Genomic DNA, 11682 nt, shown 5'->3' with positions numbered 1-11682 from the left:
TTTTTGAAAAACGTGTCAAAGAAAGTACGAGTTTTCCCATAACTTTTCGACAAGACAAATACTGCGGCTGATGCAGTCTGCCATACGCATAACAACAGAAAGCCGGATACTCTGAAGCATAAGCGGATCGTAATTTCCACAGCTTCCCACAATACCTGTAATAAAAATATCCCCTACAGCCCGAAGCTCTTTGCTGACTCCAAGGCCTGGTTTTAACGCCCCTTTTCCAAGGGTGACATAGCCAATGTGATCTATATTTCCAACTGAGGCATCCACGGCTACCACTACATGATTGGGATATCGTAGCTTTAAAATAGTCTGATAGGTATCTAAATTCATGGCGTGGACCGGACGCTCTAACGTGCCCAGTAATTCTAAATGCTCCAGTCCCATCTCATTTAGCTTATAACCAATTAAGGGCCCAAGGCTGTCTCCCGTGGAACGGTCGGTGCCGATGCATAAAAACAGCACACCTGCCGATTTTCCATTCTCCTGCTCCGAGCATATCATGCTGTAAAGTCTGGACGCAAACTCCTCTGCTTCAAAGGTCTGCCTGGTGTCATAATAAAAAACATCCCGATTTCCCCGGATTGCAATTCTTTCCCATAATTTCATAATATACTGCCCTGCTGTCCTTATTTTTCTCTGTTCTATTATAAGCCGGGTTCTTAAGAATTATTCACCTCATTCCTCTGGAAAAATGCAAAAAAAGTACAGGCCTGCCGTTTATGACGGCTGGTTACTGTACCTTTATTTTAGTCTTTTATGCTATTATAAATTTCCTTGGCTTCACTAATGGTTTGCGCCTTCCCCATCCGTATCAAATCTGCCAGTTCATCAAGCTTCTCAGGGATCATATATTCAGATCCGATATAAGAAGCATAATTATCATTGATAAACAGTGTCTGCTCCTTAACCCGTATCTGAGCTTCTTTCCAGTTATTAACCGCCTCTTCGTGCTCCTTCTCAAGCTGTGAGATCTTTTCTCTCTTACTGCTGGCGATTTCATCGGAGATAATCGTACTCGTTACCTTATCAAATGTATTTAATGCCTCCTGTTTCTTGTCCGCAATATCAGCAAGATCCTGTTCTGTTCTTGCAATCTCATCATCGAACTTCTCCAGATTATAGACCTTCTCGTTACGATCCTTTTTTATAGAACGGATAATGGCACGAAGCTTTCTCCGATTGGATTTTATAGAATTTTTAATAGCTCTTCCCTTTTTTAAAGCCTCTGGGTGTCTGACTCTTGTCCGATTGTTAATCAGAATATAAATCCCGCCAAAAAGCAGAATGGAGACAAAATAAATTCCCGCCAGATAAAATGATTTTCTTTGGGGTATGAGAAAATAGATCCCGCAGGGTATGGCAAGGAAAAAAATAAGTGCGGTAAAGAGCAGGATAATGGTTTCGGAAAACCCTCTGGTGAAAAACAAAGCATAATACCAGGTGCTCCTGCAGTAAGACGGAACATGATCCCGTTTAAAAACAGATTTTAACTCAGTTAACAATTCTTTGTTTTTATCCTTAAGCTCCTGAGTCTCCTCTTCAATTCGTTCCTTAATTCCCTGGGTTTTGGCTTTTTCCCGTTTGTTTCTTAAACGCTTTAGATTGTCCTGTTCTCTCGCGATCTCTCTGTCATAGGTATCGTTAATTTCCTGTACCCTTTTTTTCACCGTAAGGCTGATGGCATCGGTCACAGCCTTTCTCTCTGCTTCCAGTTCTCTAAAAAGACTCTTTTCTTCCAGACGGTATTTTTCAAGCAAACTCTTGCTTACCGATAGTTCCTGAACGGCTCTGCATGCCTCTCCAAGAAATCCAACCTGATCTTCTATAGGCTGTGCCATCTTTTGTCTTCCTCCTTCGGTTTTTCCTCTCACAATTTTATCATAGGTTGATTTGTTTTACAATGTCCTGAATTTCTTCCTTGCCATATTCGTACACATAATGCTATAATCGTTTCATCAAATTACTGCCGGTCACCGAAATTTGTCAGATAGAAGGGAAAATTATTATGTTTCGTATGTGGGCAAAATTAATAACTAATACCCGGATCGTAAAAGATACCGTCATCTGTATCTCCGATTACAGTCTGTCCAGAACTTCTATGGTGTTTCAGTCTCTGGAGGAGATCTGCTATCAGTTTGATCTTGGAAAGCCCATATGGCTTGATTCTACTGTTAAGGATTTTAAGGTTCATTCAAAAGCACGATTTACTCAGGATAATTTTATGGAACCCATTGATTTTGATTTTCTGGAGATACAGATTATAGAAGAATAACCGAAAAGCGGGTAATTAATAGTTACTAAGGCAGACAGCCAGATTTGCTGTCTGCCTTTTACAACTCTTTATTCATAGTACTTGCCTGTCAGCTCAACTATGCTGATTCGTATTACTGCAGTTCCTCGAACCATGTTTTCTGGAAGCGGGACATGAACCAGCTGGGGTGTGTATTTTTCCACGACTTTCTGCAGAACCATTCTTTTTTCTTCCAAATCCCCTACCAAAGCGGCTCTTCCCGTTGCAATTGCACTCTCATATTTTGTATTGGTATCACAGGGTTTTCCATTTTCATCAAGTAAAAGCTCCTGCATCTCATACACGGTAAATCCTACTTTGCCGTTACGAATAATATTGTCAATCTTTTGTCCTTTGGGCAATCCATGCACGTAAATACACTCATTAACATAGACAAAGTGAACCGGCGTATTGTATGGGGTTCCGTCTTCATTCAGGGTTGCCAGGCTGCCCGTTTGCACTCTGGACAATAAATCATTCAACTTTTCTTCTGATAGCGGATGTGTTTTCATTCTATATTGCATTTTATTTATCCTCCTGTAATAAATTATTTTGTTTTTATACGGAAAAAGAAGTACCACCAATGAAAGAGTATCACTGCAATGAGAAAACACCTTGCAGGCAAAACACGGATTGTCGCAAATGCTATCATCATAACCGTGGACGCAAATATTAATATTGACAGCTTGGTTTTAAGTGTCATGGCCCTTTCCTTTATATAGTTTTCTATATACTTCTGATAAATATGGGTATGACAAAACCATTGGTGAAATCGGGAAGACCCCTTTGCAAAGCAGTAAGTAGTAATCAGAAGAAATGGGGTTGTAGGGAGAACCGGCAGCACAATACCCAGCAGTCCCAACCCCAAAAAGACCAGCCCAGTGGTGAGATAAATAAATTTCACGATTCTGGACCTGCTCTTTAATTGGGTTATTTCTTCCTCGGATTCTTTAAAAACCATCTCTTTTTCAATCATTCTTATTGCAACTCCGTTTCGCTCTGGTTCTAATATAAAATTATACAGCAATACCGTTCTCTTGATAAGGGACGGTTTTCTTTTTTTTATAGGATACAGTTTTGCACTATGTCTGAATTAAACCATGATTTTTTATTTGCAGACGTAACTGAGGATCCCCCTAAAATTCAAAAGTATATTTGGCAATAAAAATACTGACCTCCAATCGTTAGATTTTAGGTCTAACTTTTTGGGGTCAGTACTTTTTAATAATTCACATGACTTTTTTATATACAAACCAGATTATAATCTCTTTAAAAGCTCTTCTCTTTCCTTCTCAAACCCAGGCTTTCCAAGGAGAGCAAACATATTCTTTTTGTAGCTTTCCACACCCGGCTGGTTGAATGGATTCACTCCCAGAATATAACCGCTTACACCACAGGCATATTCAAAGAAGTAAAACAGCTGTCCTAAGCTGAATTCATCCTGATCCGGAATGTTTACCATCAGATTCGGGACATCTCCGTCACTGTGCGCCAGAATTGTTCCATTCATCGCGCTCTTGTTCACGAAGTCCACGCTCTTTCCCGCCAGATAGTTCATTCCGTCTGTATCAACCTCTTCTTCCTTTAAGAGGATCTCTGCCGGAGATTCTTCTACATTTAATACAGTTTCAAACATAATTCGGGACCCATCCTGAATAAACTGTCCCATAGAGTGCAAGTCTGTGGTTAAATCTACTGCTGCCGGAAAAATACCTCTCTGATCCTTTCCTTCGCTTTCTCCAAACAGCTGTTTCCACCACTCGGAAACATAATGAAGGCTTGGCTCATAATTTGCCACGATCTCAACCGACTTTCCCTTTCTAAGGAGAATGTTGCGGACCGCTGCATACCGGAGTGCACCATTTGATTCATAAGGTGTGTTTACTGCCTCCTCTCTGGCTGCTGCCGCGCCTTCCATCAATTTATCAATATCAGCACCGGATACTGCAATCGGAAGAAGGCCGACTGCCGTAAGCACTGAGAAACGTCCTCCCACATCATCCGGAACAACAAACGTTTGATAACCTTCCTGGTCCGCTAAATTCTTTAACGCACCCTTCGCCTTATCCGTAGTGGCATAAATCCTTTTATTTGCCTCTTCACGTCCATACTTTTCGATCAGCAGATCCTTAAATACACGGAATGCAATTGCAGGCTCTGTGGTTGTACCGGATTTGGATATAATATTAACGGAGAAATCTTTTCCTTCCAGCACGTCCTTTAAATCCTGAATATACTTGCTGCTAATGCTGTTGCCGACGAAATAAATCTCCGGAGTTTTACGCTTTCCTTTTGGTAATACGTTATAAAAGCTGTGGGATAAAAATTCGATCGCTGCTCTTGCGCCAAGATAAGAGCCGCCGATCCCGACAACAAGCAGTACATCAGAATCACTCTGAATTTTTTCTGCTGCCGCCTTTATTTCCTGGAATTCTTTTTTATCATAATTGACCGGTAGATCAATCCACCCCAAGAAATCGTTACCCGCACCAGTTTTGTTCATCAGCACATCCTTCGCACACAGTACTGTGGCTTTCATGTTATCCATCTCTTCTGCTGATACAAATCCTGCTGCTCTGGAATCATCAAAAACTATATTTCCCATTGCTAATATTCTCCTTTTCCTATTATGTCAGGTTCCTGTCTGCCTGTTTAGGAAAATTATATCATAGAACTCATCGAAATGCGACTTTATTTTCTTCTGCCCTCCGAACGTTCATGTTAAATATTCCTGGAGAATTTCGCCAATCAGCTTTAATTCTTCCGGATTTAAATCCTTAAGCCAATCCTCTCCCTGTCTGTTTCCCCGCTCCTTTTCCCTGCTTGCTGCAATCTGTTCCAAACTCTTTTTTAAATAGTCCACATCACGGACGGAACCTTTTACTTCCGATGCATCCATGGATTCTCCTCTCATTGGCAAACGCTCCATTTCATCAGAATATTCCTCCGCCTGCTTTTGAGGACGGTTGCGCACCCTCTGTCTGGTGCTCCTTCTGTCAGCCTTTCGTTCCGGCTCCGCTTCCGGTTCTGCTGCTCCTCTTGATTGAGCCGCATAGATGGATCGGATATTTTCCCGAGGCTCCAGCCGCGGCCCCAACATGGAAGCTGACTCCTCCCGTTCCTGATCCAGTCGGTAGATCAGCGTATTCTCCAGATAATTGTCCAGTGCTGCAAACAGCTGCTGGCGTTTTTCTGTAACTCCCGCACCATGATCCACCAATATGGTAAACAAACCTGCCATGATTCCTACCGAACCATATAAAACTATGTAATAAGGATCTGTCCGGTACCAGTAAGAACCAAACGCGGCTGCACCACCCGCTAAGAAACACCAAAGTGTCATTTGATTGGATAACATGTTCCAGCCATGGAGTGTGATACCCATATGTTTAAAATCATACATCTGTCTTTCTAAATAAGGCTTGACCCTGGGAATCCCCTGGTTCATTTGATAAGTTGATTCGGTCTTCTGTTTAAAAGCACGAAGGTTCCTGTTTTTAGTAAGTGTCAGATTGTCTGATTCTTTAATCAGTCTTTTGTAGAGGTTACGTGTAAGCCATCTGGTAATAATGCCAATGCCGCAGAAAACTGCCATCACGTATAACGCTTTGCCTGTCTGTAAAAATTCCAGCATAATAATAGCTCCCCTTTCTTCCCGGCATCTCCGGGTGATAGGTTTATTATAAACACCCGGACTGCCTTTGGGAAGATGAGAGAGCCTAGAATCGTTCGTCAAATCCTGCCAGAATTCGATTATTAAGTTAATCTGAATATTTTTCTGCCATAGCTAAAATAAGGTTCACAGACGCTTTTACTGCCTTTTGTTCAAACTCGCTATAGTCCATATTTGCGCTGTCATCCGCCTTATCTGAGATGGCTCTGATAATGAGAAATGGTATGTGGTTTAAGTGAGCGGTCTGTGCAATGGCAGCCCCCTCCATCTCTGTACAAAATCCCTGAAATGTATCAGAGATCCAGGTTTTTTTAACCCTGTCAGAGACGAACTGATCCCCTGAAACCACTCTTCCTTTAAAAATTCCAACTTCAGGATTCACCTCTTTGCAGCAATTCTCAGCCAGATTGCGGAGTTTTTCATCTGCATGAAATGAAAATTCCTTCATCTGGGGGATCTGTCCTGCGGGATAACCAAAGCCTGTTGCGTCCATATCATGATGTACTACATCTGTGGAAAGCACCACATCTCCAATATTGATCTCATTCTTTAAAGAACCGGCAATTCCTGTATTAATGACAGCAGTCACATGGTAATGATCTGCCAGAATCTGGGTACAGATGGCTGCATTGACCTTTCCTATCCCACACCGGACTACAACTGCTTCCAGTCCTTTTAATGTTCCTTTATAAAAATCCATTGCCGCTATGGTTTCAACCGTAACATCCTTCATGGATTCTTTAATTTCTGCAACTTCCACATCCATTGCTCCGATAATCCCTAACATAGCAGTCCTCCTTTATGTTTTATTGTTTCATCGGCTACCGTATTATTATAACGGAAAACGGAGCAATTGTGTAATTAATTTCAATATTTTCCGGACGCAGAATCAAAGGCTGCAGATTGCTTTATCTCCGGTTCCGCAAATCTTGGGGCGAACGGTTCATTTCCTGTGCTGACAGATACACTTGTGAGCTTGAATTTTGAAATCTGCTCCCTGAGTATCTGTGCCTGTGCAGCCAGTTCCTCACTGGAAGCAGAGCTTTCTTCTGCAGTTGCAGCGTTGGTCTGTACAACAGCGGAAACCTGGGAAAGCCCCTGGTTAATCTCGACAATGGAATTTGCCTGATCCTGGGTGTCGGACTCGATCTGTTTAATTGCTTTTTCCACCATGGAAGATTTTTCAGCTACATCATCTAAAAGCCTTAAGCTTTCGTTTGCCATCCGCTCGCCTTCTGCTACTTTATCCGTAGATTTCTGGACCAGATCTGCTGTCTGTTTGGCTGCTTCCGCTGATTTTGCAGCCAGATTTCTTACTTCATCCGCAACTACAGCAAAGCCCTTGCCTGCCTCACCGGCTCTTGCTGCTTCTACTGCTGCATTTAATGCCAGAATGTTTGTCTGGAAAGCGATATCTTCCACTATCTTTGTTACCTTGGATATTTCTTCTGAAGAATGGCTGATTTCTTTCATTGCTTCATTCAGGAGTTTCATCCGGTTATTACTCTCTCCTACTCCCTGACCAGCCTGGAATACAGATTCTGTAGCATTGCGCACAGATACAGTGTTTTTCTCCGCTTTTTCCGTCACACTATGAATGGAGGCCGTCAGCTCTTCAATGGTTGCCGCCTGTTCTGTTGCTCCTGATGCAAGTGCCTGAGAAGCGTCAGATACCTGTCCTGCTCCGGAGTTTACCTGCTCCGCAGCAGTATGTATCACCTGCATGGTTGCATTAAGAGAAGCAATTGTATTAAGTATTGACTGCTTGATTGCAGAGAAATCCCCAACATAATCCAGATCAACCGTAAAACTCATGTTTCCCTGTGAAAGCATAGTGAGTTTTGAAATAATATCTTCAATATAAGTAATAAGTCTTGCATTGGTAGAACGAATGCCTTCAGCCATACGTCCCAGTTCATCACGGCTCTCGTAGTGAATTTCTGAACGAAGATTTCCTTCCGACATGTCTTTATACACTTCTTCTATTTCTTTAACAGGTTTTAAAATTGCACGTGTCAGTACAATTATAATGGAAAGAGTGGCTAAAACAGATGCCACCAGTACCACCAGTAGTATTACCCATGACTCTGCAATAACGCTTTTTGCTGTCTGTTTCTGTACATCCGCTTTTTGTGCACCAACCACATTCATCTGTTCCATTATATCTGTGATCTGATTAAAGGGTGGTAAAAATTCTTCCTGGAAAATGGTATAGGCTGCAGATGCATCTTTTTTGGATGGATCGTTTAGCAGGTCAAGAATTTTATTACGGGCTACTTCTGCCTCCTGTACATGCTGATTTACATCTGCAATGTTTTTATCATTTGCTGCACTTCTCTGGTTTTTGGCAAATTTATCAAAAACCTCCATAAAATTTTGTGCACTTTTACTGGACATATCAAGAGAGGCCTGATAATCTTTCCCTGATTCTTTTTCAAGAAGTGCCATCAGTAAAAATCTCTGTACTGACACAGCATCCCTCTGGGCTTCCAGATTATTAGAGGTGAGAGGGTAGGTGAATTTTGAATATAATTCTACCTGGTTTCCGATTTTGGATATACTGCTTGCAGAAGTACCCAGCGAAATTAACAATATTAAAAACACAACACCAAACCCAATTGATAATTTCCATTTAACCGATAAATTTGTAATCCATACCTTAAACCCTTTCTTGTCACTCATAAGTGTACCTCCCATTATGTATTTATTTTAAAGCCAATCTATCTCTGAACAGCGAAAAATCCAGGTCATTACCCTGGTACTTTTCCGCTCATCAGTTTTCTAATAACCATAGGTGCTGCAGTTAAAAACCACACCGTATACTGTTCCGGATTTTGCAGCATGCTTTCAGACAAATCAGCTATTTCCATCCATTTCAGATCCATAATCTCTTCCGGATCCGGACTGATTTCTCCATCATACTGACCAATAAACACGTGGTCATATTCGTACTCAAACATATCATCATGAAACTTATGATAATAAATAAAAGAACCTGCTTCTTCACAGTTTAAGACGACTCCAAGTTCCTGATAAAGACGCCTTTTAACTGCTTCCTCTAAAGATTCCTGATATCGGGGGTGAGAGCAGCATGCATTGGTCCACAAACCTCCGGAATGATATTTTTCCAATGCACGCCGCTGAAGCAGCAATTTCCCCTCATGATACAAAAATACCGAAAAAGCCCTGTGAAGCAATCCTTTTTGATGACACTCTTCTTTGGTCGCTTTCCCTATTTCCCGATCCAGTATGTCAACACAAATCAAATGGTCCATAATTACTCCAATCAGTCCTTTTTAAGATACTCTTTTAAAAATAAATCTGCTGCAGCTTCCACATTATCACACAAAAGTTTAATCTCATCCATTGTGGCATGTTCAACATGAACGCCAAGACTTACAGATACCGGCTCTCCCAGCGCAGTGCAAAGCTTCTTTGCGATTTTTTGTGCCAGCTGTGCGTCCTTATGCCCCGGTACTGTCAGGGTCCATAAGTCGCAGCTGGAAAGTTGCTGACCATCAAGCTCTGCACTGGGGGATGCCAATGCCACTCCTCCAAGATGTGGTCTTTCACCGCCGCTTATAAAAACTGCTAGTCCGTTTCCCGTTGTTATATGGACGCTCATACTTACCGCATACTTTCCGGCTCCGTAAATTTTGTTTATCATAATATCTCTCCCTTTTACAATTCCATCTCCGCAGTTAATCTGCACCGCGCCATGGGACGAAATTTTTATAATCAAGTCCAAACTGCATCAGGATCTTTCCAACCACATGGTTAATCTGATCATCCAGGGAATTGGGACCATTATAAAAAGTAAGCATTGGAGGAATTATGGTACAGCCTAAATCTGCTGCTGCCATCATGTTGCGAAGATGAACTTTACCAAGAGGCATTTCTCTTGTACACAGAATTACCTTCCGGTTTTCTTTCATGCAGACGTCGGCTGCACGGATCAGGAGATTATCGGTAAAACCATTTACAACTCCTGACAGAGTCTTCATACTGCAGGGCAGTATAATCATTCCGTCTGTCTGATAGGAGCCGCTTGAGATTGCTGCAGCGAGGTTATGTACGTCATAATAATAATCTGCCTGTTCAACCAGCCTCTCAAAGGGATAATCGGTTTCTAACTCCCAGGTTTTTCTGGCGCAATCCGATACCACCAGATGAACCTCACAGTCCTTGAAACTTTTCAGCGCTTTCACCAGATAAAGGCTCATGACCACGCCGGTTGCTCCTGATACTCCTACAATAATTCTCATTTAAACACCTCTCTTATAAACAGTTATACAATGCCAAGAACTGCAAACCACGCTACGGCAAAACCAACTGTCAGGAAAATCGGAATAAGCAACGGAACCCCCATCTTAATGGTTTCCTTTTGTGTATACATTCCGTTTTCCTCTCCCTGCCCCACCAGGATATTAAGGTGATGGAACGGAAGAATATAATGGCCTGAAATGGCCAGATAAATAACAAAAATAACTGCCAGCTCATTAATTCCCAGTGCATTGGTACAGACTAAGATCGCCGGAATGGCAACTCCCATAACTGCAATCACAGAACCCATAAACATATGAATCAGAATTGCAATTGCTGCAATCATAATGGCCAGTACCAGTATGTTACCCGGCATGGTTTTGGGAAGCAGAGTAGCTGCAATCCATTCATTCATACCGGTTACTGCTCCAACCTTACCAATTGCAATGGCAGAAGTTAAAAATACCAGAACATGAACAGGAACATCACTCCACTCTTTTACCGTTAAGACATTACCGATTACAGGCAGAGCCATGCACATGGCCACCGCCAGTGTAACCCAGCCTACATCAAGACCGGTTATACCGTTGGTAAGCCAGAGGGCAATTGCTATCATAATCCAGATTAAAGTCCTCTTCTCTTTTTCGGTCATTTTACCAAGCGCAGACTGAGCGGTACGCACCTCATCGAAATTAACTTCAACTGCTTTTGATGGTTTAAACAAAATCAGGATTAAGATCAGGGTAGTAATACTTAAAAACAGAGCTGGCGGTCCCATAATCTGAAACCAGCGTACGAAATTAATGCTTTCTGTTGTACAGTAAGTCACTACCAGCGGGTTAATAACGGAATCTCCAGTGAGGAAAATAAGAGAAACCGGAACTGACGCTGCAAACACCGTAAATCCCACCTTAACCGCATCCTCCTTTGGCATATTCCCAGCCTTAATCACTACGGACATAACCGACATAATTAAGAATGCACGGGGCCAGGGGTGAGGAATAAATAAGGATAAAATAAAAGTCAATACAAAAATGCCAATGATAATGCTCTTCCATGATCTTACAAATTTCAGGATATAGGCATAAGAGATCCGTTCCCCTAATCCTGACTTTTTAACTGCTGCCGCAATCATGTAAGCACCGATAACCAGCCACAGGGTTGAAGTTGTCCAGCCCGCAAATACCACTTTCGTATCAGCAAGCTTTAAAAGACATACGGAGACCAGATAGAATCCCCCCACGTAACCTGACTGGGCAACCTGTGCAGCCCACCAGACTACGGTCATAAGTGTTAATCCAAGACAGATCTGTCCTTCTCTGGACAAGCCGTCAAGCGGAAGAAGTAGGACAAGAACAAAAATAATAATACCGATTAAAAAGCCTGATTTCTGTTTAGTGAATGTCACTGAAGCTTCTCCTTTCATGATTAGAATCAATAAGCTGAT

Annotated in this window: 13 protein-coding genes; 1 reads left to right on the top strand and 12 read right to left on the bottom strand. The window is 42.0% G+C overall.

Annotated elements, in window-relative coordinates; all coding sequences use genetic code 11:
* Nucleotides 1-15: 15 nt before the first annotated feature.
* Together yyaC and ABS301_RS20125 are read right to left on the bottom strand one after the other, a co-directional pair.
* Nucleotides 16-615 carry a spore protease YyaC gene (gene yyaC, locus ABS301_RS20130; protein ID WP_349673907.1) on the bottom strand — a complete coding sequence of 200 codons (600 nt, stop codon included), beginning with the start codon at nt 613-615 and terminating at the stop codon, nt 16-18.
* Nucleotides 616-755: 140 nt separating this feature from the next.
* Nucleotides 756-1847, bottom strand: coding sequence for a regulatory protein RecX (locus ABS301_RS20125; RefSeq protein WP_349673906.1), 1092 nt, complete (start codon nt 1845-1847; stop codon nt 756-758).
* A 167-nt stretch (nt 1848-2014) separates the two neighbouring features.
* Here ABS301_RS20125 and ABS301_RS20120 point away from each other — a divergent pair, with 167 nt between their 5' ends.
* Nucleotides 2015-2281, top strand: coding sequence for a hypothetical protein (locus ABS301_RS20120; RefSeq protein WP_170822203.1), 267 nt, complete (start codon nt 2015-2017; stop codon nt 2279-2281).
* A 68-nt stretch (nt 2282-2349) separates the two neighbouring features.
* Here ABS301_RS20120 and ABS301_RS20115 read toward each other — a convergent pair whose 3' ends face one another.
* The 10 genes from ABS301_RS20115 to ABS301_RS20070 form a co-directional block, all read right to left on the bottom strand.
* Nucleotides 2350-2823, bottom strand: coding sequence for a pyridoxamine 5'-phosphate oxidase family protein (locus tag ABS301_RS20115; RefSeq protein WP_349673905.1), 474 nt, complete (start codon nt 2821-2823; stop codon nt 2350-2352).
* 23 nt (nt 2824-2846) lie between these two features.
* A complete protein-coding gene (locus tag ABS301_RS20110) occupies nt 2847-3275 on the bottom strand; it encodes a YbaN family protein (protein ID WP_349673904.1) in 429 nt (142 codons plus the stop codon).
* A 282-nt stretch (nt 3276-3557) separates the two neighbouring features.
* Nucleotides 3558-4904, bottom strand: coding sequence for a glucose-6-phosphate isomerase (locus tag ABS301_RS20105; RefSeq protein ID WP_349673903.1), 1347 nt, complete (start codon nt 4902-4904; stop codon nt 3558-3560).
* A gap of 111 nt (nt 4905-5015) precedes the next feature.
* On the bottom strand, nt 5016-5933 hold the full coding sequence (locus tag ABS301_RS20100) for a hypothetical protein (protein ID WP_349673902.1): 918 nt from the start codon (nt 5931-5933) through the stop codon (nt 5016-5018).
* Between the two features lie 127 nt (nt 5934-6060).
* On the bottom strand, nt 6061-6759 hold the full coding sequence (locus ABS301_RS20095; RefSeq protein WP_104439628.1) for a 5'-methylthioadenosine/adenosylhomocysteine nucleosidase: 699 nt from the start codon (nt 6757-6759) through the stop codon (nt 6061-6063).
* A gap of 80 nt (nt 6760-6839) precedes the next feature.
* The gene (locus tag ABS301_RS20090; RefSeq protein WP_349673901.1) at nt 6840-8654 is read right to left on the bottom strand and encodes a methyl-accepting chemotaxis protein; all 1815 of its coding nucleotides are present in this window, start codon (nt 8652-8654) and stop codon (nt 6840-6842) included.
* A 68-nt stretch (nt 8655-8722) separates the two neighbouring features.
* The gene (gene idi / locus ABS301_RS20085) at nt 8723-9247 is read right to left on the bottom strand and encodes an isopentenyl-diphosphate Delta-isomerase (RefSeq protein ID WP_349673900.1); all 525 of its coding nucleotides are present in this window, start codon (nt 9245-9247) and stop codon (nt 8723-8725) included.
* A gap of 11 nt (nt 9248-9258) precedes the next feature.
* Nucleotides 9259-9639: a prenylated flavin chaperone LpdD gene (lpdD, locus tag ABS301_RS20080; RefSeq protein ID WP_349673899.1), complete on the bottom strand. Its 381-nt coding sequence runs from the start codon at nt 9637-9639 to the stop codon at nt 9259-9261.
* A gap of 34 nt (nt 9640-9673) precedes the next feature.
* Nucleotides 9674-10237, bottom strand: a complete 564-nt coding sequence (locus ABS301_RS20075) for a UbiX family flavin prenyltransferase (protein ID WP_349673898.1) — start codon at nt 10235-10237, stop codon at nt 9674-9676.
* A gap of 23 nt (nt 10238-10260) precedes the next feature.
* Nucleotides 10261-11643, bottom strand: a complete 1383-nt coding sequence (locus tag ABS301_RS20070) for an SLC13 family permease (RefSeq protein WP_349673897.1) — start codon at nt 11641-11643, stop codon at nt 10261-10263.
* Between the last annotated feature and the right edge of the window lie 39 nt (nt 11644-11682).

The sequence above is a fragment of the Lacrimispora sp. genome (genome assembly GCF_031982545.1).
Lineage (GTDB): Bacteria > Bacillota > Clostridia > Lachnospirales > Lachnospiraceae > Lacrimispora.
This window is presented reverse-complemented; position numbering and strand designations above follow the sequence as displayed.

What these genes read in the sequence shown, in the direction of transcription:
- yyaC (WP_349673907.1), bottom strand. Translation starts at nt 615, where the DNA reads ATGAAATTATGGGAAAGAATTGCAATCCGGGGAAATCGGGATGTTTTT.
- ABS301_RS20125 (WP_349673906.1), bottom strand. Translation starts at nt 1,847, where the DNA reads ATGGCACAGCCTATAGAAGATCAGGTTGGATTTCTTGGAGAGGCATGC.
- ABS301_RS20120 (WP_170822203.1), top strand. Translation starts at nt 2,015, where the DNA reads ATGTTTCGTATGTGGGCAAAATTAATAACTAATACCCGGATCGTAAAA.
- ABS301_RS20115 (WP_349673905.1), bottom strand. Translation starts at nt 2,823, where the DNA reads ATGCAATATAGAATGAAAACACATCCGCTATCAGAAGAAAAGTTGAAT.
- ABS301_RS20110 (WP_349673904.1), bottom strand. Translation starts at nt 3,275, where the DNA reads ATGATTGAAAAAGAGATGGTTTTTAAAGAATCCGAGGAAGAAATAACC.
- ABS301_RS20105 (WP_349673903.1), bottom strand. Translation starts at nt 4,904, where the DNA reads ATGGGAAATATAGTTTTTGATGATTCCAGAGCAGCAGGATTTGTATCA.
- ABS301_RS20100 (WP_349673902.1), bottom strand. Translation starts at nt 5,933, where the DNA reads ATGCTGGAATTTTTACAGACAGGCAAAGCGTTATACGTGATGGCAGTT.
- ABS301_RS20095 (WP_104439628.1), bottom strand. Translation starts at nt 6,759, where the DNA reads ATGTTAGGGATTATCGGAGCAATGGATGTGGAAGTTGCAGAAATTAAA.
- ABS301_RS20090 (WP_349673901.1), bottom strand. Translation starts at nt 8,654, where the DNA reads ATGAGTGACAAGAAAGGGTTTAAGGTATGGATTACAAATTTATCGGTT.
- idi (WP_349673900.1), bottom strand. Translation starts at nt 9,247, where the DNA reads ATGGACCATTTGATTTGTGTTGACATACTGGATCGGGAAATAGGGAAA.
- lpdD (WP_349673899.1), bottom strand. Translation starts at nt 9,639, where the DNA reads ATGATAAACAAAATTTACGGAGCCGGAAAGTATGCGGTAAGTATGAGC.
- ABS301_RS20075 (WP_349673898.1), bottom strand. Translation starts at nt 10,237, where the DNA reads ATGAGAATTATTGTAGGAGTATCAGGAGCAACCGGCGTGGTCATGAGC.